A 22,231-nucleotide genomic window follows, 5' to 3' on the forward strand; every position below is an offset into this window, starting at 1 on the left:
AGCCACGGGTGCGAGCGCACCGACAACCTGCCGGTGAGCAGCACCCCGTCCGAGTTCGCCAGCGATACCGCCGCCGCCAGCAGCGGGTGGTGCGCGGCGCCGAGCCCGGCCGCGCGCACGTCACCGTCGCCGGTGCTCCTCGGCCAGAACCGGCGGCGCTGGAACGGGTAGCCGGGCAGCGCGACGCGGTGGGCGCCGGTGCCGGCGAAGAACTCGGGCCAGTCCGGGGAGACGCCGTGCGCGTGCAGCGCGGCGAGCGCCTGCGCGACGGCGGTGGTCTCGGACCGGTCACCGCGCAGCAGCGGGACCACCAGCGCCTCGTGGTCGAGGTTCGCCGGGACGAGCGCGCTGAGCACCGCGTCCGGGCCGAGTTCGGCGAAGGTCCGCACCCCGAGTTCGCCGAGGCGGCGGACGGCGGCGCCGAACCGCACCGGGCGGCGCGCGTGCTCCACCCAGTGGTCGGGGGAGGCGAGGTCGCGGGCGGTCGCGGAGTCGCCGGTGGCGGTGGACACCAGCGGCAGCAGCGGTTCGCGCGGGGAGAGCCCGGCGACGACGGCGCGGAACTCGTCGAGCATCGGCTCCACCAGCGGCGAGTGGAACGCGTGGCTCACCGGCAACCGCGTGGTGCGGCGCCCCAGCTCGGCGAAGTGCGCGGCGATCGCCTCGGCTTCGGCGGCGTCCCCGGAGACGACCACCGACTCGGGCCCGTTGATCGCGGCCAGCGACACCCGTCCGGTGAGCAGCGGGAGCACTTCGTCCTCGGTGGCCCGCACCGAGATCATCGCGCCACCGGCGGGCAGCGCCTGCATCAACCGGCCCCGCGCGCACACCAGCGCGGCCGCGTCGTCGAGCGTGAACACGCCCGCCACGTGCGCGGCGGCGATCTCGCCGACGGAGTGCCCGGCGAGGTGGTCGGGCCGCAGCCCCCACGACTCGGCGAGCCGGTGCAGCGCCACTTCGACGGCGAACAGCGCGGGCTGGGCGTAGCCGGTCTCGTCCAGCAGCGCGGCATCGGGGCTGTCGGGTTCGGCGAACAGCACCTCCCGCAGCGGCCGGTCCAGGTGCCGGTCGAGGGCGGTCACCACCTCGTCGAAGGCGGTGGCGAACGCCGGGAACCGCGCGTGCAGTTCGCGGCCCGCGCCGAGCCGCTGCCCGCCCTGCCCGGTGAACAGGAACGCCGTCTTCCCCGCGGCGCGGGAGGATCCGCGCACGAGCGCCGGGGCGTCCTCGTCGGCGGCGAGCGCGCGCAGGCCCGCGCGCAGCTCCGCCTCGTCGGTCGCGGTGAGCACCCCGCGGTGCTCCAGCCCGCCGCGGGCGGCGGTGGTGAAGCCGACGTCCAGCGGCCGCGGTCCATCGGTGTCCACGGTGGACAGCAGACGGGCGGCCTGCTCGCGCAGTGCCGCCGCCGTCTTCGCCGACAGCAGCACCGGGATCGTCCCGGGTTCCACCGGCTCGGCCGCGGGTTCCGGTTCGGGTGCCTGCTCGACGATGGTGTGCGCGTTGGTGCCGCTGATGCCGAACGAGGACACGCCCGCGCGGCGCGGCCGGTCGGCGACCGGCCAGGGTTCGGCGCCGGTGAGCAGCCGCACCTGCCCGGAGTTCCAGTCGACGTGCGTGGACGGCTCGTCCACGTGCAGGGTCCGCGGCAGCAGGCCGTGCCGCATCGCCTGCACCACCTTGATGACCCCGGCGACCCCGGCCGCGGCCTGGGTGTGCCCGAGGTTCGACTTGATCGAACCCAGCAGCAACGGGTGCTCCCGGTCCTGCCCGTAGGTCGCCAGCAGCGCCTGCGCCTCGACCGGGTCGCCGAGCGCGGTACCGGTGCCGTGCGCCTCCACGACGTCCACTTCGGACGGAGACAGCCGCGCGTTCACCAGCGCCTGCTGGATGACGCGCTGCTGCGAGGGCCCGTTCGGCGCGGTCAGCCCGTTGGACGCGCCGTCCTGGTTCACCGCGCTCCCGCGCACCACCGCGAGCACGTCGTGCCCGTTGCGCCGCGCGTCGGAGAGCCGCTCCAGCACCAGCACGCCGACGCCCTCGCCCCAGCCGGTCCCGTCCGCCGCATCGGCGAAGGAGCGGCAGCGGCCGTCCGCGGACAGCCCGCCCTGCCGGGAGAACTCCAGGAACGTCGCCGGTCCGGACATCACGGTGACCCCGCCCGCCAGCGCCAGCGAGCACTCCCCCGCGCGCAGCGAGTGCGCCGCCAGGTGCAGCGCCACCAGCGAGGACGAGCAGGCGGTGTCCACCGTGACGGCCGGCCCCACCGCGCCGAAGGTGTAGGCGAGCCTGCCGGAGAGCACGCTGCCGCTGTTGCCGGTCAGCCGGAAACCGTCCACGTCGTCGGCCGCGCCGACCCGGTAGTCCTGCGCCATCGCACCCATGAACACGCCGGTGCGGCTGCCCCGCACCGCCGCCGGGTCGACGCCCGCGTGCTCGAACGCCTCCCAGGTGGCTTCCAGCAGCACCCGCTGCTGCGGGTCCATCGCCAACGCCTCGCGCGGGGAGATGCCGAAGAAGTCCGCGTCGAATTCGGCCGCGTCGTGCAGGAATCCGCCGGAGCGGGTGGCCGTGTCGGCGTCGGCGAGGTCCCAGCCCCGGTCGGCGGGGAACCCGGTGATGCCGTCGCGGCCCTCGGCGACCAGCCGCCACAGGTCCTCGGGGCCGGTCACGTCGCCGGGGTAGCGGCAGCTCATGCCGACGATGGCGATGGGCTCGCGGGCCGCGTCCTCCAGCTCCTGCACGCGCGCCCGGGACCGCTTCAGGTCCGCGCTCGCGCGCTTCAGGTAGTCCCGGAGCTTCTGCTCGTTGTCCATCTCCACCCCACCTGCGTCGACCGGACGGAGCTCAGTCTCACCAGCACCCGCCCGTGAATTCCCCAGTCCTGGAAGGGCGAACGGCCACCGTCCGCCCGGAGGGCATCACCAGCTGGACGCGGAGATCACCTCGGCGTAGTCGCGCTCGCGGGAGGCCTGCCGCAGGTCGGCCTCGACCATCATCGTCATCAGCTCGGTGAAGTCGACGCTCGGTTCCCAGTCCAGTTCCCGGCGCGCCCGCCCGGAATCGGCGCACAGCGTCTCGACCTCGGCGGGGCGCACCAGCGTCGGGTCGATCTCGACGTGGTCCTCCCAGTGCAGTCCCGCCGCGTCGAACGCGATGCGCACCGCGTCCCGCACCGAGTGCATCCGGCCGGTACCGACCACGTAGTCGGAGGGCTCGTCCTGCTGGAGCATCAGGTGCATCGCGCGCACGTAATCCCCGGCGAAACCCCAGTCCCGCACCGCGTCCAGGTTGCCGAGGTAGAGCTTGTCCTGCAGGCCGAGTTTGATCTGCGCGACGGCCAGCGAGATCTTGCGGGTGACGAATTCCGCGCCGCGGCGCGGGGATTCGTGGTTGAACAGGATGCCGGACACGCCCCACACACCGTAGGACTCGCGGTAGTTCTGCGTGATGTAGTGCCCATAGGTCTTGGCGACGCCGTACGGGCTGCGCGGGTGGAAGGTGGTGCGCTCGCTCTGCGGCGTCTCGGCGACCTTGCCGAACATCTCCGAGGACGACGCCTGGTAGAACCGGATGCGTTCCCCGCCGGAACCGCCGGAACCATGCAGGCCGCTGACGATGCGGATCGCCTCCAGCATCCGCAGCACGCCCATCCCGTTCACCTCGGTGACGAGTTCCGCCTGCTGCCAGGACATCGGCACGAACGAGATGGCGCCCAGGTTGTAGACCTCGTGCGGCTGCACCAGGTCCACCGCCGAGACCAGGCTGCCCTGGTCCATCAGATCACCGTCCACGAAGGACAGATCGGTGGCCAGCCTGCTCAGCCGGGACTTGCGCGGGTTCGCCTGCCCCCGGATCAGGCCCCACACCTGGTACCCCTGCGCGAGCAGGTGCTCGGCCAGGTAGGAACCGTCCTGCCCGGTGATCCCGGTGATCAGCGCTCGCCTGGACATGTGCTTCCCCTTCCACCACCTGATGCCGACAGCGCCCGTGCCGACCGCGTGGGCGGCACGGGAACGCGCGCGGTGGCGCACCGGGCACCGGCAGAGGTCGGATCGGCGCCTGCCGGGAGCCCCCGGATCGGGCCGGATCCGACGCTGGCAGCCGATCGTCGGCGGTGTCAAAGGAAAGCGGCACACCCTAGGGATTCGCCGAGTTCTCGGTCGTGGCGCGGAATCCGGACTAGGGGTTCTCCGCACCGCGCGGTGCTGTACTGGCCGCGCGGGCGCCGCCCGCCGCGGAGGTCCAGCGCTCGGAGGAGGAGCCGTGACCGATCTCGACCCCGGCAAGTGGCTGCGCCGCTACCACCCCGCACCGGCCGCACCGGTCCGGCTGGCGTGCTTCCCGCACGCGGGCGGCTCGGCCAGCTTCTACCGGCCGGTCTCGGCCGCCCACTCCCCCGGCGCCGACGTCGTCGTGCTGCAGTACCCGGGCAGGCAGGACCGGCACCGCGAACCGCTGCTCGGCGGCATCGACGAGTACGCGGAGGCGATCACGGCGGTGCTGGCGGCGGAACCGGAGCTGCCGACGGTGTTCTTCGGGCACAGCATGGGCGCGCTGCTCGGCTTCGAGGTGGCGCACCGGCTGGAGCGCGGCGCGGGCCGGCCGCCGCGGTCGCTGGTCGTCTCGGGGCGCCGCGCCCCGGGCACGGTGCGGGACGAGCGGGTGCACCTGCTCGACGACGAGGGCCTGCTGGCGGACGTGCGCGCGTTGAACGGGGCGGAGTCGGCGCTGGACGACGAGGACGTGGTGCGCATGTCGCTGCCCGCGATCCGCAACGACTACCGCGCGGTGGAGACCTACCCGCCGCGGCCGGACCGGGTGGTGTCCTGCCCGATCTCGGTGCTCATCGGCGACGACGACCCGAAGTCCACGGTAGACGAATCGTTGCGCTGGAAGGAGCACACCTCCGGCGCGTTCCGGCTGCGCGGCTTCCGCGGCGGCCACTTCTACCTCGTCGAGCACGCAGCCCAGGTCAACGCAGAACTCGCAGCGGAACTCACCCTGCGAATCCCACCAGGCGAGTGACCCGCCCGACGTGCCCGGACGAACCCGCCACTCGCCGGACCGCAGATCCACGCTCTCACCCGCGTCCACGCCGTTGTCCTGTCAGCGGCGAAGCCGCTGAGCGGCGACCACCTGAGGCACCGGCACCGCCGCGGGTTCTCAGCGGGATTCTCGCGAGGACGGCGTTGTCGCCCGTGGCGGAGCCACCGGTGACAACGATCCCGCAGCGAGAATCCCGCTGAGGTTCCGCCACCCGCGCAAGAGGACCAGGAGGAATCAGGCCGGGTCCAGGGAGTCGGCCAGGTCGGCCAGTCCTGCTCTGCCGGTGACGCCGAGCTTGCGGTAGACCTTGGTGAGGTGCTTCTCGACGGCCCGGGAGCTCACCCCCAGCTCGGTGGCCACCTGCTGGTTGCCGAGCCCGCCCGCCACCAGCCGCGCGATGCGCAGTTCGGCGCGGGTCAGTTCCGCCTGCGCCCCACCGCCTTCGGCCGCGATCTCCTCGGCGGCGCGCAGCCGCGGGACCCCGCAGGCGGCGGCGAGCTCGTCGCCCTCGTTCAACCGGGCGGCGGCCTCCGCCCGGTCGGAGCACAGCAGCCTGCGCCCCAGCATCAGGTGCGCCTTGGCGAGTTCCACCGTGCCGGCCGGACCGCGGCCGTCGAGCGCTTCGACGGCCCGGCGCAGCAGCTCCACGCCCGGCTCCCCCTCGGTGATCGCGCCCCACACGCGCAGCGCGCGACCGACCCCGCTGGGCGCGCCCCAGGCCACCGCCCGCCGGTACTCCTCGGCGATCAGCTCGGCGGCCGGGCCGGGCCGCTGCACGCGGTGGTACAGCAGCGCCGCCCAGCCGCGCCACGGCAGCAGGCACGGGTTGGACCAGCCGAGCCGGTCCCGCTCCCGCCCGCACTCCAGCAGGTGTTCGAGCCCGCCGACGGTGTCGCGCACGCTGACGGCGAGCGCGGCGTCGCGCAGCTCCCGCACCCACGGCTGCACCGCGTGGTCCCACTCGTGGTGGCGCCCCAGCGCCCGCGCCGCGGAACCGGTGTCGGCCGAGTCGAGCACGGCGACGGACAGCACCTCGAAGCACCGCTCCACCACCGGGATCAGCCCCGGGTCGCAACGGCGCAGCGCGCTCTCCGCCAGCGCCACCGCCTCCGGGTAGCGGCAGGAGCGGACCACGGTGAACGCCCGTTCGGCGTCGACGATGAGGCGTTCCGCGGCGCGGTCGCCGCGCGCGCCGAGCGCCGCGGTCACCTCCGCCAGCCACTGCTCCGCGGCCCGCACCTCGTCGCAGGCCGCGAGGGTCCGCGCCGCCAGCGCCACCGCGCCGAACGCGGCGCCCGGCCCGTGCTCCCCGGCGACGGCCCGCTTCGCCCACGGCAGCACCGATTCGGCGTCGCCGCCGGTGAGCGTCGCCGAGTACAGCAGCACCGAGATCCGCTCCGGGTCGACGTGCTCGCCGGGGACGAGGGAGTCGAACAGCTCGCGGGTGTCGGCGCACCAGGCGGGATCGCCGAGCCGGGCGAGGCGGATGCGGGTGTCGATGGCCCGCAGCACGGCCGGATCCAGCTCCTCCCGCGCGCGGAAGTCGTCCAGTTCGGCGAGCAGCGACAGCGGTGCCACCGCCAGCAGCATCGGCGGCACGTCGGCGAGCGCCTCGGCGCGCCGCCGGTCCGAGTCGAACTTGGGCAGCGCCTGCGACAGGTGCCGCATCGAGGCGACCGGTGCCCCGGAGCGCTCCGCCTCGGCGAGGTCGGCGAGCAGCACGGACCGCTCGGTGCCCGCGGTGGGGCAGGCCAGCAGCGCGCGGCGCAGGCAGCGGATGGCGGTGGCCACGTCGCCGCGGTCCAGGGCCCGCCGGCCCGCGGCGTGCAGCACCCCGGTGGTCCACTCGCCCTGGGTCGCGTCCGAGGCCAGCAGGTGTTCGGCGACCGCTTCGGCGGGCCGGTCGGCCCGCTGCAGCAGCCGCGCCGCTCTGCGGTGCCACTCGGCGAGTTCCGGTGGTTCCAGGGTGTTCTCCACGACCTCGCGGATCACCGGGTGCGCGAAGCGGGGCCGCGCCGGTTCGACGAGGACGCCGAGCGCGGCGAGGGCGGCGAGCGCCGCGGCGCACTCGGCGGGGGCCAGCCCGGCCAGGTCGGCGAGCTGGTCCGGCTCGGCACCGTCGAGCAGCGCCACCGCTCGGGCGGCGGCCAGCACCGGTTCCGGCTGCGGGCGCAGCACCGCGCCGGCCCGCTCGGCCACCACGGAGGGCCGCAACGACCACACGGCGTCCACATCGGACTCCTGCGGGCGCCTGCCGCTGTCGCGCAGGCCGTGCGCGATCGCGTTGAGCAGGAACGGCCTGCCGTGCGACGCCCGGTGGCAGGCGGCGGTGAACCGCTCGTCGCCGGGCACGCCGAACACGTCCCGCACCACGGCGGCCACCCCGCCGGGGCTCAGCGGCCGGAGTTCACCGCGCCGCGCGGCGCGGCCCAGCAACCGCTGGAATGTCTCCGGATCGGCGGCCTGCTCCCCGTCCCGGTGCGCGACGACCACCAGCACCGCGGAATCCGCGACGGCGGCGCACAACCGGTCCAGCCAGCGCAGCGATTCCACGTCCGCGCGCTGCAGGTCGTCCACCACCAGCAGCACCGGGTCGGGCGAGGCGAGCAGCCCGCCGCGCATCGTGCCGAAGTCCGGCCCGGTCTCGGAATCGGTGGCGCAGCAGGAGAACTGGCTCAGCACGCCGAACGGGATGTCGCGCTCCGCGGTGGTCGCCAGCGCCCGCAGCACCCGGGCGCCCCGGTCCCGGGCGGGGGGCGCCGCCCCCGCCAGCACCGCGGAGCGGCCGATGCCGAAGGGGCCGGAGAACGCCAGCAGGGCACCGCCGCCCTCGCTCGCCCGGTCCAGCGCGGCGCTCAGCAGCTCGGTCTCGTTCTCCCGTTCCCGCAGCACCACGCGGCACTCCTCCGTTGCGCCCCGGGGCCCGCCGCACGTCGCGAGGCGGGTTCCGGCACCGTCACTGCTCGATGGTCACCTTGATCGCGTCGCCCGTGCTGACCGTGCGGATCGCTTCCAGCACCCCGTCCAGCGGCAACCGGTGGGTGATCAGGTCGTGCACCGGGACGTCACCGGAGGCGATCAGCCGCAGCGCCCGCCGGTTGTGCTCCGGGGTGGAGCCGTTGGCACCGACGATGGTCAACTCACGGTAGTGCACCGCGTTCGAATCGCAGTCGATGATCGGCGAATCCTTGGGCAAACCGCCGAAAAAACTGATCCGGCCGCCGCGCGCGGCCATCCGCAGCGCCTGCTCCTGCGCTTCGCCGGAAGCGGCCGCGGTGATCACCACGTCGGCGCCGACACCGCCGGTGCGGCGCAGCACCTCCGCGACCGGATCGGTGGCGGAGGCGAGGATCGCGGCATCCGGGCCCACCAGCTCGGCCGCCTGCTCCAGCCGGGCGGCGTTGAGCTCCACCAGGTACACCGCGGCCGCGCCGCGGGCCCGCGCCAGCCGGGTGTGCAGGCAGCCGATCGGGCCGGAGCCGACGACCACGACCACGTCCCCCGGGCCGACCCGGGCGAGCTCCTGGCCGTTGAGGACGCAGGCGAGCGGTTCGGCGACCGACGCGGCCGCGAAGTCGACCCCGCCGGGCAGCAGGTTCACCCCGTCGACCCGCAGCACCTGCTCGGGGACGGTGAGGAATTCGGCGAAACCACCGTCGAAGTGGTAGCCCATCGAGCGCTGGTTCGGGCACACCGTCTGCCTGCCGCGCTCGCAGTAGCCGCACTCGCCGCAGGGGATCGCCGCGATCACCTGCACCCGGTCGCCCTCGGCGAAACCGCTGGCGCCGTCGCCGATGCCGACCACCTCCCCGGCGATCTCGTGGCCGATGACCCGTGGCGGGTCGATGTGGTGGTGCCCGTGCCGCATGATCTTCAGATCGGTTCCGCAGGTGGAGCAGTTGCGGACCCGCAGCTTCAGTTCGCCCGGGCCGGGTTCCGGTTCCGGGGCCTGCTCGATGCGGATGTCACCCGGGGCGTAGAAACGTGCGACCTTCACCTGTCCTCCTCAACGGACCGCAACAGCCGGTCGACCGTCGCCTCGTCCGGTGCTTCGCGCAGCTCGCGCGCCCGCACCGGATCCATCAGGACCGCGGCCAGGGCCGACAGCACGCCCAAGTGCTGCGCGCCCGCCGCGTCCGGCGAACCGTCGGCGCGCCGGGCTCCCGCGGCGATCGCCACGCACAGGCTCACCTCGCCGCCGTCGCTCCACCGCACCCCGCCGGGGAACTGCACCACCACCAGGGCGCTGCGCCGCACGAAGCGGCGCGATTCGGTGGTGCCGTGCGGGATCGCGACGCCCTCGCCGAGGTGGGTCGTCAGCGACCGCTCCCGCTCGTGCATCGCGGCGACGTAGGGTTCCTCGACCGCGCCGGTCTCCACCAGCAGGCGGCCGCACTGGTCGATGGCGTCCGCGAATCCCGCGGCGGGGGGGGGGCCCCCCCCCCCCCCCCCCCCGGGGGGGGGCGCCCCCCCCCCCCCCCCCGCGGCCGGGGCGGGCCCGCCTCAACCACCAAGGGGTTCACCTTCCCGGACGGCCTGCTCGACCTCGTCGAACACCGGGTCGCCGAGGAAGCTGCGGAACCCGAGGATCACCGCCGAACCGGTGTCCTCCCGCCGCGCCCGCTCCAGCAGCGTTTCCTGGCACAGCACCAGATCCGCGTCCGGCGGGATCTCGGTGACCGAGGCGTGCGAGACCTTCACGTCGTACGGCTTGAGCCTGCCCGCCAGCTGGGCGGCGACCATGGCGCTGCTGCCCATGCCCGCGTCGCAGGCGATGACGACCTTGCGCACCGCCGACCCGTTGATCGTGCCCATCGAGCGCTCCTCTCCTGCCTGCCGCGCGCTCTCGACCTCGCTCGGCGGCACCGGTTCCTCCCGCAGTTCGTCGTGCGATCCGAGCACCCGGCGCTGGGCGAAGCCGATCGCGCGCCACCAGCGGGAGGCCGCCGACCCGCGGCTCATCGGACCGCTCCACCGGTCTCGACCTCGTCGGGTCGTCGCCACAGCTTCAGCACCAGCGAGGCGACCACGAACGCCACCACCGCCGACGCGGCGATCCCGGCGATCACGCCGACGTAGCCGCCCTTCGGGGTCACCGCCAGCAGCGCGACCACGCTGCCCGGCGACGGCGTGGCGACCAGGCCCGCACCGGTGATGCTGAAGACGAACAGCCCCGCCGCGCTGCCGGAGATCGTCGCCAGCAGCAGCCGCGGCGCGGCCAGCACGTACGGGAAGTAGATCTCGTGGATGCCGCCGAGGAACTGGATGACCAGCGCGCCGGGCGCGGTCGCGCGCATCGCGGGCGGCCCGAACACGGTGATCGCCAGCAGCACCCCGAAGCCCGGTCCCGGGTTCGGCTCGACCAGGAACTCGATGGCCTTGCCGTGGTCCAGCGACTCGGACACGCCCAGCGGCCCGAGCACGCCGTGGTTGACGGCGTTGTTGAGGAACAGCACCTTCGCCGGTTCCACGATGATCGCCACCAGCGGCAGCAGGTGCAGGTCCAGCAGCGCCTGCACGCCGTGGCCGAGCGCGATGGTCACGCTCTCGATGGCGGGACCGATCGCCAGCAGCCCGGCGATGGCGAAGAGCCCGCCGATGATCCCGGCCGCGAAGTTGTCCACCAGCATCTTGAACGCCGGAGGCACCCGTTTGCCCACCGAGCGGTCGAACCATCTCAGCACCCAGCCCGCGAGCGGGCCGACGATCATCGCGCCCAGGAACATCGGGATCTCGGCCCCGATCGCGATGCCGATGGTGGCGACCGCGCCGACGACCGCGCCGCGCTGCCCGTGCACCTGCCTGCCGCCGGTGTACCCGATCAGCACCGGCAGCAGCAGCGTGATCATCGGTTCTTTCAGCTGCGCCAGCTGGGCGTTGGGCCACCAGCCCTCCGAAATGAACAGCGCGCTGATCAGGCCCCAGGCGATGAACGCGCCGATGTTGGGCATGACCATGCCGGCCAGCTGCCCGCCGAACCGCTGCACCACGACGCGGGCGCGCTGCGCCTGTGCTCGAGAACTCGATTCCTCCGTGGCCGTCCCTGACATGGTTGTCACTCCGTACCTCGCCGACGCCGTTGTCCCTCTGCCTCGCCGACCGCCTCCCCGCGTCAGGGGTCCCGGTGCAGCCGCCGGTCCCAGGGCACCCGGGACTCGACGCGCACCAGGTCCGGGCGCAGGTCGTGCGGTTGTGGCATGGCGCTACCCGGCAGCGAGGCCGCTGCCGCGCCCCAGGCCACCGCGGTGACCAGGGCGGGCAGACCTCCGCAGCCTTCGGAAAGATATCCGGCGAGTAAAGCGTCCCCCGCGCCGACAGCGTTCTGCGCGGTCACCGGCGCCTCGGCGTAACCGCAGCCATCGTGCCCGCGCAGCAGGGCTCCATCAGCCCCGAGGCTGGCCAGCACGGTGTCCGCCCCGAGTTCGAGGATCTCGTCGGCGGCATCGACGACGCCACCGATCGTTGTAATCGAGTGACCTACCGTCTCCTCCAGTTCCCGGAGATTGGGCTTCACCAACGCCGGCCGGGCCTGCACGGCCTCGTGCAGCGCGGGCCCGCTCGTGTCCACCACCACCGGGACGCCCAGCGAGCCGATCATCCGGATCAGCCCCGCGTAGTAGGCGCTGCTCACCCCCGGCGGCAGGCTGCCCGCGATCACCACCCAGTTCGCGCCGTCCGCGCTGCGCAGCACCGCCTCGCACAGGGCACGGGCGTCGCCCGCGTCCAGCAGCGCCCCTGGCTCGTTGAACTTGGTGACGGTCGCGTCGGGTTCGACGACGCTCATGTTGATGCGGACCGGGCCCACCGCGGGCACCCGCAGCACGTCGATGCTCAAGCCGGCCAGCAACGCCACGAGCTGCTGGCCCTCGATGCCGCCCGCCGCCACGACCGCGCGGACGTCGACGCCGTGCTGGGCGAGAGCGCGGGCCACGTTGATGCCCTTGCCGCCCGGGTCGACGCGGATCGAGGAGGCGCGGTTCAGGCCGCCGCGCACCAGTTTGCGCACCTGCACGGTGCGGTCGAGGCTGGGGTTCGCCGTGACGGTGACGATCACGCGCACAGCCCTCCCCTGGTCCAGGCGGTCGCCGGGTCGGCGGCTCCGCGCGGAGCCCGGCGCCGGAGAAAAATCGATCTTGCACGGGGGTCGCCCCGGTGGCAACCATCGCACGGTGAGTTCAAGGTTTTCCCGGAAGATCTCCGCTATGCGGGCCGATCGACGGGAACGAGCTCGGACCACCACCGGGCCGGCACCCCGGCGGAGGGCCGCCGCTCACTTCACGTACTCGGGCAGCACCCGCGGCGGCCACTGGCCGACGCCGAGGATTCCCATCGAGTAGCCCTTCGAGACCAGCGCCGGGCGGTTGGTGACCTTGAGCTTCCGCAGCAGCGTCGTCACGTGGTACTCGACGCCGCCCCGGCTGAGGTAGAGCTTCGCGGCCAGCTGCACGGTGGACTCCCCGGCCGCGACGCCCTCCAGGATCCGGGCGTCGACCTCGCTGAGCAGCTTCTCCTTGCCGCCGACCATCGCGGCCCGCTGCCCCTCGTCCGGCTGCAGCACGACCATGACGCCCTCCACGCGACCGGAGCGGCCGGGCACCGCGATGCCGGTCAGCTCCCCGCCGAACAGCGCTTCCTTCGCGCCGACGGCGACCGCGTGCTCCACGAACCGCGGGTTGCGGCCCTCGGTGAGGCGCGCGAACTGGTACTGGAACTTCCCGCGCACGCTGGGGTGCAGGAAGTCGTAGAAGCTGCGCCCCCGCACGTCGGCGGCACCGCGCCCGAACTGCTTGAAGAAGTACTTGTTCGCCTCCAGCACGCGCATGCTCGAATCGAGGTTCGCCATGCACATCCCGGACTGCTCGAACAACGATCTGTAAATGTCCCGATAATCTTCACCGGATTCTTCGGACGCCCCGGCAGGCGTGGGTCGCGCTCGCATCGTGCCGCTGGATGTCATCAGAATTCGACCATTCCTCTCTGGCTCGCGAGAAACGCAGATCCGGCATCGGTTGGAGGCATTACCGGAATTCAACGACACCACAAGGCTATGGATTCAAAACCAACCAAGTCAACAGCGGGCCAGCGCCGTCCTTAAACCTGCGGTCAAGCCGCCCGCTGGTTCGGTTCGGTTCGGCCCGATTCGGTTCGGTGCCGATCTACCAGGGGTTTCACGACCGAACGACCGCACCGAACCACATCGCGGGGGTGGGTTCGGGTACGGCTCAGGCCCCCACCCGCCACCACAGGGACGGGCACGAACCAACATCACGTGAATCCCCCACCACATTCCGCCCTGCCGCAGGTAGCGGTCCGCGACCAAGCGTGACCGCCGTGATCACCCTGCGCGAACGCGGCGCAGCGCCGAATCGCGTTCAGCCGCCCGCCCCGCGCGGAAGAAGTGAATTCGCGAGATCCGCCCTGCCGTCGATCCCCAATTTTCGGTAGGCCGCGGTGAGGTGCTTCTCGACCGCTCGCCTGCTCACCCGGAGCTCGTCGGCGATCTCCTGGTTGGTGCGGCCCAGCGCCGCCGATTCCGCGACCGCTTCTTCCGCCCGGGTCAACACCGCGGCCGGTTCCGACGGGCCGTTCCCGCGCCCGCCTCCGGGCCCCGGGGCGCCGGTCGCGTGCGGCGGTGCGCCGCTGCGGGCCGCGACCTGGGCGCTCTCGGCCAGCACCAGCTCGGCCTCCGCCGGAGCCCGGTCCCGCAGCGCCTCGCCGAGCGCGGCCAGCGCGCCCGCCAGCTCCAGCCGGTCCGCCGCGGGCCGCAGCACCTGCACCGCTTCCCGCAGCAGCTCCACCCGGCGACCGCCCCCGGTGACCACCGCGCGCACCCGCAGCGCCCGGCCCAGCGGCGTCGGGGCGCCCCAGTCGCGGGCGCGCTGGTACTCCTCCTCCGCGAGCTCCACCGCCGCCCGGACGTCGCCGAGCCGATGCCGCAGCAGCGCCGCGGTGGGCCGCCACGAGCAGGCCGCCGGGCCGAACCAGCCGGCCTGCTCCAGGCGCCTGCCGCAGTCCAGCAGGTGCGTCAGCGCCGTCACCGGATCGCCGTCCTGCATCGCGAGGTTGCTCTGCACCAACCGCCGCAGCGCCACCACCTGCAGGTCGTCCGGCGAATGCGGCAGCAGCAGCACCCGCTCGGCCAGTTCCCGGTCCCGCAGCCTGCGGGCCACCGCACCCATCGCGAACACCGGCGCGGCCATCGACTCCGGCGTGTCCGGCTCGACCAGGTCCAGGGCGGCCGTCGCGCTGCGCCGGGCCTGCACGAGCTGACCGGAGTCCAGGTGCACGAGGCTGTGCTGCGCGGCGACCAGCGCCTCCGCCGCGGTGGCGCCCTGCCTGCGCGCGTGGTCGGCCGCCAGCGCCAGCCACGAGTCCAGGCCTTCCGGGGCGCCGGCCGCCAGCAGGATCGGCGGCAGGTAGCGCAGCACCGAGTGCGTCTCCGAGGTGACGTTCGCCGGTTCCTGGGCCAGCAGCTCCCGCGCCATCGACGCGACCTCCGCCGCCCGCGGCGTGCCGGTCAGCGCCATCGAGGCCAGCAGCACCACGCGCAGTTCCCGCTCGGCGGGGCCGGGCGCGCACTGGCGGGCGTCGAGCTCGGCCATCCGCCCCGGGACCGCCGCGTGCGCCGCCGGGTCCTCCAGCGCCAGGTAGCGGGTCCGCGCCTCCAGCCGCAGCGCCAGCTCCCGGTCCGTGCCCTCCAGCTGGTCGGCGGGACCGTGCTCGGCCGCCACCTCGCGGATCAGCTCGGCCACCCGCGGGTCCGCGCCGGTCACGGTCAGCGGCAACCGCCCCAGCACGCGGGCGCGGTCGCGCGCCTCGCGCAGCTGCGGCACCGACTGGCCGATGTGGCGCACCGCGGCGGGCAGGTCGAACGCCAGCTCCACCGAGCCGAGCTCGGCGAGCAACCGCACCCGGCCCATCCCGCCGGATTCCAGGTCCAGCAGGGCGCGCCGCAGGTAGCGGGCCGCGAGCTCCGGGGACCGCGGCAGCACGGCGTGGGCCGCTTCCCGCAACCGCTGCACGCCCCAGCTGGACAGCGTCGAGTTCACCAGCAGCAACTGGTCGCCCACCGGTTCCGGGGGATAGCCGTGGCCGTGCAGCAGGGCCGCCGCCCGCAGGTGCAGCCGGGTGCTGTCGTGCTCGGCGGTGGATTCCTCGACCGCGGCGATCACGTCGTCCACCAGCAGCTCCACGGCCAGCTCGCCGCGTTGACCGGGCACCGCCACCTCGATCCGGCCCGGGTGGACCCGGAACCACGGTTCCAGCGACCGCAGCGCCCGCTCGTAGCGGCTCGGCGTCAGCCCGGACAGCCGCTGCACCAGCGTGGGGTCCGCGTGCTCGCCGAGGACGACGACGGCGCGGGCGACGTCGGCGGCGAACTCCTCGCCGGACAGGGCCCGCACCAGCCGCCGCCTGCGATCACCCTCGGCGAGCGCGCGCAGCATCGGCAGCGACGCGGGCACCGGGCGCAGCCCCTGCTCGGCGGCCTGGTCCAGCAGGCTCACCAGGTCGCCCGGGTGCCCGCCGGTCAGCTCGTGGCACACCGCGGCGAACCCGTCCGGGTCGGCGTCCGGGCCCGGCTCGGCGCACAACCGGTCGCGGACGAGTTCCGCGGTCGCGGCCACCGACAACCGGCCGGGCCGCACCCGGTGCGCGGCGGCTGCGGTGATCTCGCGGACCAGCGCGCCCCGATCCCGGCCCGAATCCGGGTCCAGCACCACCGCGACCAGCACCCGCATCCCCCGCAACCGGCCGACGAGGTAGGCCAGGCAGCGCAACGAGGCCTCGTCGGCCCACCGGAGGTCGTCCACGGCCAGCACCAGCGGGCACCGCGCGCTCGCCCCGACCAGCAGGGCGTGCAGCGCGTGCAGCACGCCGACCGGAACCGCGCCCGGGTCCTCGACGCGCGCCTCGTCGGCGGGTGGCAGCGCCTCGGCGAGCGACCGTCCCTGGGCCGGGGCGGTGACGTCGTGCAGCAGCCGCCGCACGAGCCCGAACCGGAACGAGCGCTCGCTGGCCGCGCCGCCCGCGCCGAGCACCCGGGCCCCGCTCGCGGTGGCGAGCTCGCGCAACCTGCTCAGCAGCGCGCTGCGGCCGCTGCCGGGCATCCCGCTGATGAGCACGAGCGAACCGGTCCCGCGGCCCACCTGGCGGACGGCGGACTCCAGCACGGCGAGCTCCCACTCGCGTTCGACCAGCATCCGGCGTGCCTCACTCGGCCAGGTCTGGGGGGAGCTGCGCGCGGCCTTCGATGCCGAGCTTGCGGTAGGACTTGGTCAGCCGGAGCTCGACGGTCCGCACCGTCACGCCCAGTTCCTGCGCGATGTCCTTGTTGGACAGACCCCGCGCGGCGAGGCTCGCGGCCCGGCGCTCGGGCACCGACAGCGCGGCGCGCAGCGCCGCCCCCATCCGCGGGATACCCGCGGTTCCCGGGCCGGCCGGGCCCGAACCGGCCAGCGCCAGGGCGGACAACGCCTTGCGGTGCACCGGTTCCAGCAGCCCCGGCATGCCCCAGCGCTCGGCCAGCTCCAGTTCCTCCCCGATGAGCCGGGTCGCCGCGCGGGCCGCGCCGAGGCGGCCCTGCGCGATCGCGGCGGGCATCCGCCAGGACAGCACCGCCGGGTTCAGCCACTCCTTGGCGCGCAGCATCCGGCCGCACTCCTGGAAGTAGCCGAGCGCGGTCGCCGGATCTCCCGTCGCGAGGCGCAATTCGCCGCGGGCGTGCAGCAGGTAGGCGAAGCCCATGCCGCGCTCCGCACCCAGCGGCAGCTCCGCGGCGGCCACCCGCTCGGCGCCGGCTACGTCCTCCAGCCGCAGCAGCGCACCGATCCGCGCGGCCAGGTAGTGCGGCAGCAGCGCCGGGTGCCAGCAGTGCAACGGCAGCTGCCGCACGGCCGCGGCCAGGTCGGCGCCCGCCGCCGGGCAGCGGTCGTCCTTGGCGGCGAGCACGGCCCGCTGCACCAGCGCGTACGCGGCGGCGGCACGCGCCCCGCGGCGGCCCGCGTCGAAGATCACAGCGGTGAGCCCGGCCGCGGCCTCGGCCGCGTCGTCCCGGCAGGCCAGCGCGTGGCAGGCCGCGATCCGGGTGGCCAGCGGCAGTTCGGGGCCGCGGTCGGCGAGCGCCTCCCGCGCGAGGGTGCGCACCAGGTCGGGGCGGCGGCCGAGCCGGGCGCAGCGCCACGCCAGCAGACCCGCCTGCGCCGGGTCGGCGGCTTCCTCCGGCACCGGCGGCAGCCGGACGGCGAGCGGTTCCGGGGCGGGCGCGCACAGTTCGTCGGCCAGCAGGCCGAGCGCGTCCAGCGCGGGACTGCGCACCCGGGCGCAGACGGTCGCGAGCTCGCGGCGCGCGGTCTCCGAGTCCCCGCGGGCGACGAGCAGGTCCGCGGCCTGGACGAGCAGCGCCGTGTCGCCGGCGCCGACCGCGTCGGTGAGCACCTGGCGCAACCGCCCGTCGCTGGCGGCGGGGGCGTGCGCCACTTCGATCGCGGCGAGCCGGGTCAGCAGCCGCTGCCTGCAGTCGCCGGGCACGGGTTCGCGCAGGGCGCGGCGCAGCAGTTCGGTGGCGCGCTCGTGCCTGCCCTCCTGGCGGTGCCGCTCGGCGGCTTCGACGAGCGTCTCCACCGCCCAGCGGCGGCGCATCTGCGGTGCGTTGAGCAGCATGTCGGCCAGCGCGCAGGGTTCGACGGCGGCGCGGTGGCCGATCTCGGCGGCGCGGCCGTGCAGCTCCTCCCGCTCGGCCGGTTCCATCTCGGCCAGCACACCGGTCGCCACGGCGGGGCTGGACGCGCGCGGCACGCCGTCCTCGGTGGACTCGCAGATGAGCCCGAGGTGCCGCAGCGAGGTGCGGGCCCGGGCCGCGGCGTGGCCGTGCAGGCCGGCGAGCGCGCAGGCCAGCTCGAAGTCGAACTCCCCACCGCAGAAGGTGATCGCGCGCAGCAGCTCCACGTGGTCGGCGGGCAGTCCGCGCAGCGTGCGGCCCACCAGGTGCGCGACGGCTTCGGCGGCGTGCACCCGCAGCCGGGGGACGTGGCGGGATTCGAAGCCGAGTCCCGCGCGGTGGAACTCCTCCAGCACGAGCCGCAGCACCGCCGGGTTGCCCTCGGTCTCGGTCGTGGTGGCGGCGGCGAAGTCCCGGTCGGCGGGGCCGTACCGGGACAGCAGTTCGGCGACGTCCGGGACGGTGAGCGGGCCGAGCCGGACTCGTCGCGGCGGCACCGGCACCGTCTCGTCCCAGCGGGCGCCGCCGTCGGTCTCGGGGGCGGTGTCGCGCACCGTCCGCACCATGAGGACCGGCGCCCGGTCCAGGTGCCGCAGCATGGCGTGGCACCAGGCCAGCGACCAGGGGTCGATCCACTGGTGGTCGTCCACGGCGAGCAGCAGCGGCCGCCGCGCCGCCACGTCCAGGATCTGCTTGCGCAGGAACGGGATCGGTGCGTTGGTGGCGGCGCCCTCGGCCCACGCGGAGCTGATCCGGGTGAGCTGCTCGGGCGGGCAGAGCAGGGCGATCTGCTGGGCGGCGGTGCTGTAGGGGACGTCGGTCTCCAGCGGTGAGCTCTGCGCGGCGGCCGTGTTGAGCCCGGCGGCGCGCGCGTCGGCGAGCATCGCTTCCAGCAGGGCGCTGCGGCCGGAACCGGGGGCGCCGTTGATGGTGAGCAGACCGGAGCGGCCGCGGGCGAGGTCGGCGACGAGTCCGCCGACCACCCGCAACTCGTCGTCGCGCCCGACCAGCTCGTGCTGTCGCGGCGCCGCGGAACTTCGGCCGGGGGCGTCGTGGACCGCGACCATCAGCACGCTCCGAATGGTGCGAGCGCACCGTTCACCGGGTCCGGGATGGGAATCCGGCGAACATGAAAAGTATTCGGACCAAAGCGCAGGTGCCGGTCGACCCGTTCGCCATCACGCACCGTCATCATCACTAGCGTCGAAGCCCCTTTCCGAATCCGCGCAGGTCTGCGGCGCAGTGCCGCGTTCACCGCAACAGGAAGGAGATCGCTCATACCAACCTCCCTTAACTCGAAAAGATGAAGCTAGGGCCGGAACGACACTGAGCGTATCACCCAAAGGTGTGAGCAACCTCATTCTCTCGCAAACAAAGCAAAACAATTCCACACGAGACGACATGATCGGGCCGATCGTGTCGGGAACGATCGATTCAGGGAAAGAGCCCTGCCCGCGCCCCCCGCGGAGCGGGACGGGAACTCACGGAACCGGGGCTTCCGGATCCACCGCCAGCGCCGCCGGGAGCTCCGCGCGCCCCCGCACGCCGAGCTTCCGGTAGGCGCTGGTCAGGTGCAGCTCCACCGTCCGGACCGTGAGGAACAACGACTCCGCGATCTCCCGGTTCGTCGCCCCCGCCGCCGCCCGGACCGCCACCCGCCGCTCGCTGCCGCTCAAGGTGTGCACTGGCGAGTCCGTCCCGTGCCGCAACCGGCCGCCCGCCTCCAGCAGTGCCGCCGAGGACGCCGACACCTGCCGGTGATCGCGGTGCAGCACCGACAGGTCCAGCGCCGACCGCAGGTGCTCGCGCGCGCCCTCCGGCTCGCCCGCGCGCAGCAGGGCCCGCCCCAGCAGGTGCTCCGCCTTCGCCTGCTCCCGCTTCGCCGGCGAAGCCGACAGCACCCGCACCGCCTCCGACAGCACCGGCACCGCCGCGCGGCGCGCCGCCGCCGCGCCGCGCGCCGCCAGCGCCATGCCCCGCGCCCGCCGCGTTCCCCACTTCCGCGCCAGCACCGCGCCGTGCTCGGCGGCGCGCGCCCCCTCCTCCGCCCGGCCCAGGTCGCCGAGCAGGCAGGCCGCGTCGAACCACCACGGCGCGAACACCGGGTTGTCGATGCCCGCCTCCCGCAGGCTCTGCGCGCAGCGGAACAGCTGCTCCAGCGCGCCGTCCGGATCTCCCGCGGCCTCCAGCGCGCGGGCCCGGGCCATCAGGAACTGGTGGTACTCCAAGGCGAAGTCCTCGAAGCGGGCGCGGGAGATCTCCGCCAGCACCGCCGTCGCCCGCTCCGGCTCGCCCTGGCTGGTCAGCGAGGTCGCCAGCGCGATCTGCGGCATCGTCATCGAGCCGTTCCAGGACTCCTGCTCCAGCACGTCGTAGCAGCTCTGCGCGTCCGCCAGCGCCTCCACCAGGTTGCCCGTCCAGTGGTGCACCAGCGCGCGGGTGCTGGTGGCCAGGCAGTACGTCCACGCCTGCCCGGAGCGCTGGGCGTGCCCGACCAGCAGGTCCAGCGCCGCCAGCGCCGACTCGTTGTCGTCGGCCAGGTACAGCGGCAGCGACGCCCCCAGCAGCGCGAAGCCGTCGCCCTCCACGTCGTTGATCCGCAGCACCGACCGGGCCTGCGCGGCGACCTCCGCGGCGGGCCGGTTCAGCAGCGCGCCCAGCGAAGCCAGCATCCCCAGCAGCTGGCGCTCCTCCGCGGTGTCGCCCGCGGGCGGCGCCACGTCGCGGAACCGGGCCCCCACCCGCGGCAGCGTCGACTTCTCGTCCATGCCGGAGGCCAGCAGCACCGATTCGGCCAGCGTGCGCAACGTCCGGTCCGCGTCCCCGAGGTCCGGCCCCAGCGCGGCGTCCAGCTCGTCCAGCGCGGCCGAGACCACCTCGAAGGCGCGCGTCGAGTTCTGCGCCGACAGCGACGCCACCGCGTACTGCACCGCGATCGGGAGCCGCGCCCGCGGATCGTCGACGAGCTCCAGCGCCCGCTCCAGGTAGCGCAACCCCGTCACCGGGTCCGCCACCCGCGCGGCCTGCGCCAGCACCGCCACGTCGGTGCCCTGCACCACCAGCACCCGTTCCAGGCAGCGGGCCGCCGTGCCGGGCGCGCCGCGCTGCTCGGCCCGGGTGGCCGCGTCGCGCAGCACCCCCGCCATCCAGGGCTGCGGCGCGCCCGGCAGCTGCAGCAGCAGCACCGCGACCTCCTCCGCCGGCCGGCCCGCGTCGTTGAGCAGCATCGCGGCCCGTTCCCGGAGCCGTTCCAGCTCGGCGGGCGGGGTGCGGTCCAGCACCGCCTGCCGGACGAAGTCGTGCACGAACCCGATGCCGCCGCCGGTCCCCACCAGGTCCCGATCCCGCAGTTCGCGCAACGCGACGACGGCCATCCGCTGGTGGATCCCGGCCAGCGCCGCGATCAGCTCCAGCCGCTCGCCGGGCAGGGTCGCGACCGCGCGGGCCACCGCCACGCCGCACTCCGACAACCGGTCCAGCAGCGAGCGCAGCACGACGGTGCGGTGCAGCTCGTCCAGCCGTTCCGCGGCGTCCTCCGCGGGCGCCTCCCGCAACCGGCGCAGCACCCTGCCGAGCAGGAACGGGTTGCCGCCGGTGACCTGGGCGCAACGAGCGGCCAACTCCGGGCCGGGCGGCGCGGGCAGCTCGGCGTCGAGGAGTTCGGCTACCGACCCCTCGCCCAGCGCGGGCAGGTCCACGGTGTCGCACCACGGCATCGCCGCGATCTCCCCCAGCGCCTCGCCCGGCGCGGTCCCCCCGGTGCGCTGGGCCAGCAGCACCAGCAGCGGCAGTTCCTCGGCGCGGCGCAGCAGGAAGGCCAGGAACCGCAGGGAGTTCTCGTCGCACCACTGCACGTCGTCGACGGCCAGCACCAGCGGCCCGTCGCCGGTGAGGTCCGCGACCAGCCAGTGCAGCCCGTGCAGCACGGCGTAGGTGCCGGTCGCGGCGCCGTCCCCGGTGCGCTCCGGGGAGAGGGCGGGCAGTGCGAGGCGGGCGCTGCCGGTCGGCTCCGGGTCGTGCACCGGCGCCAGCAGCGCGCGCACGGCCGCGTAGGCACCGGTGCCGGTCTCCGGGCAGTGCGCGAACAGGGTGCGGGTGGCGCGGCCGTCGAGTTCGGCCAGGGCGCTGCACAGCACCTCGGTCTTGCCGATGCCCGCCGGCCCGCGCAGCAGGACGGCCCGGCCCGAACCGCCCCGCGCGGCCCGGGCAGCGTCGGCGATCCGCGCGAGCTCGGGCTCACGTCCGACCAGCCGCCCCGGCGGGCCGCTCTGCACGCCTTGGTCAGCCACCATGCGGGGTTCCTCCCGGTCCGCCCCCCCGGCGTACGGAATGCCGAATGCTGCGGGGGCGCGCGGCGGGCGGTCAGACCGCCTCGACGCGCGGCCCCGCGCGCCGGATCTCCTCCGCCACCTGCTCGTCGATGCCGTCATCGGTGATCAGCGTGTCCACGTCGGCGAGGTCGCCGAA

General features: G+C 74.5%; 14 protein-coding genes (1 of these 14 cut by a window edge). 1 reads left to right on the forward strand and 13 read right to left on the reverse strand.

Annotation, left to right across the window (positions count from 1 at the left end):
- Both LCD33_RS09785 and LCD33_RS09790 read right to left on the reverse strand, forming a co-directional pair.
- A protein-coding gene (locus LCD33_RS09785; RefSeq protein ID WP_374228440.1) for a type I polyketide synthase crosses the window boundary here: on the reverse strand, positions 1-2,819 show its beginning. The gene continues 24,919 nt to the left of window position 1, outside the view; the window shows 2,819 of its 27,738 coding nt (coding positions 1-2,819); the start codon lies at positions 2,817-2,819; its stop codon lies beyond the left edge, outside the window.
- Between the two features lie 99 nt (positions 2,820-2,918).
- Positions 2,919-3,950: a GDP-mannose 4,6-dehydratase gene (locus LCD33_RS09790; RefSeq protein WP_224966410.1), complete on the reverse strand. Its 1,032-nt coding sequence runs from the start codon at positions 3,948-3,950 to the stop codon at positions 2,919-2,921.
- Positions 3,951-4,263: 313 nt separating this feature from the next.
- Here LCD33_RS09790 and LCD33_RS09795 point away from each other — a divergent pair, with 313 nt between their 5' ends.
- On the forward strand, positions 4,264-5,025 hold the full coding sequence (locus LCD33_RS09795) for a thioesterase II family protein (protein WP_224959385.1): 762 nt from the start codon (positions 4,264-4,266) through the stop codon (positions 5,023-5,025).
- A gap of 255 nt (positions 5,026-5,280) precedes the next feature.
- Here the strand turns inward: LCD33_RS09795 and LCD33_RS09800 are convergent, their stop codons facing one another.
- From LCD33_RS09800 to LCD33_RS09850, 11 genes are all read right to left on the reverse strand, one after another.
- Positions 5,281-7,941: a LuxR C-terminal-related transcriptional regulator gene (locus tag LCD33_RS09800; RefSeq protein ID WP_224977750.1), complete on the reverse strand. Its 2,661-nt coding sequence runs from the start codon at positions 7,939-7,941 to the stop codon at positions 5,281-5,283.
- Positions 7,942-8,002: 61 nt separating this feature from the next.
- Entirely contained in the window at positions 8,003-9,043 is a 1,041-nt protein-coding gene (locus tag LCD33_RS09805) for an alcohol dehydrogenase catalytic domain-containing protein (RefSeq protein WP_224959382.1), read from the reverse strand.
- On the reverse strand, positions 9,040-9,450 hold the full coding sequence (locus LCD33_RS09810; RefSeq protein ID WP_224966419.1) for a PTS sugar transporter subunit IIA: 411 nt from the start codon (positions 9,448-9,450) through the stop codon (positions 9,040-9,042). Before LCD33_RS09810 ends, LCD33_RS09805 begins: the two co-directional genes overlap by 4 nt.
- A gap of 99 nt (positions 9,451-9,549) precedes the next feature.
- Positions 9,550-10,008: a hypothetical protein gene (locus tag LCD33_RS09815; protein ID WP_224963160.1), complete on the reverse strand. Its 459-nt coding sequence runs from the start codon at positions 10,006-10,008 to the stop codon at positions 9,550-9,552.
- Complete coding sequence (locus LCD33_RS09820) at positions 10,005-11,096, reverse strand: PTS transporter subunit EIIC (protein WP_224977751.1); 1,092 nt, start codon at positions 11,094-11,096, stop codon at positions 10,005-10,007. The genes LCD33_RS09815 and LCD33_RS09820 overlap by 4 nt, the downstream gene beginning before the upstream one ends.
- Before the next feature lie 62 nt (positions 11,097-11,158).
- A complete protein-coding gene (locus LCD33_RS09825; RefSeq protein WP_224963156.1) occupies positions 11,159-12,100 on the reverse strand; it encodes a 1-phosphofructokinase family hexose kinase in 942 nt (313 codons plus the stop codon).
- 216 nt (positions 12,101-12,316) lie between these two features.
- A complete protein-coding gene (locus LCD33_RS09830; RefSeq protein ID WP_308011257.1) occupies positions 12,317-13,003 on the reverse strand; it encodes a helix-turn-helix transcriptional regulator in 687 nt (228 codons plus the stop codon).
- Between the two features lie 415 nt (positions 13,004-13,418).
- Complete coding sequence (locus tag LCD33_RS09835) at positions 13,419-16,247, reverse strand: AAA family ATPase (RefSeq protein ID WP_224977752.1); 2,829 nt, start codon at positions 16,245-16,247, stop codon at positions 13,419-13,421.
- Positions 16,248-16,257: 10 nt separating this feature from the next.
- Entirely contained in the window at positions 16,258-18,831 is a 2,574-nt protein-coding gene (locus LCD33_RS09840; protein ID WP_224977754.1) for an AAA family ATPase, read from the reverse strand.
- Positions 18,831-19,043 carry a hypothetical protein gene (locus LCD33_RS09845; RefSeq protein WP_224959710.1) on the reverse strand — a complete coding sequence of 71 codons (213 nt, stop codon included), beginning with the start codon at positions 19,041-19,043 and terminating at the stop codon, positions 18,831-18,833. The genes LCD33_RS09840 and LCD33_RS09845 overlap by 1 nt, the downstream gene beginning before the upstream one ends.
- Positions 19,044-19,245: 202 nt before the next feature.
- A complete protein-coding gene (locus LCD33_RS09850; protein WP_224977753.1) occupies positions 19,246-22,056 on the reverse strand; it encodes an AAA family ATPase in 2,811 nt (936 codons plus the stop codon).
- Between the last annotated feature and the right edge of the window lie 175 nt (positions 22,057-22,231).

Source organism: Saccharopolyspora sp. 7B, from assembly GCF_020177435.1.
Classification (GTDB): Bacteria; Actinomycetota; Actinomycetes; order Mycobacteriales; family Pseudonocardiaceae; genus Saccharopolyspora_C; species Saccharopolyspora_C gregorii.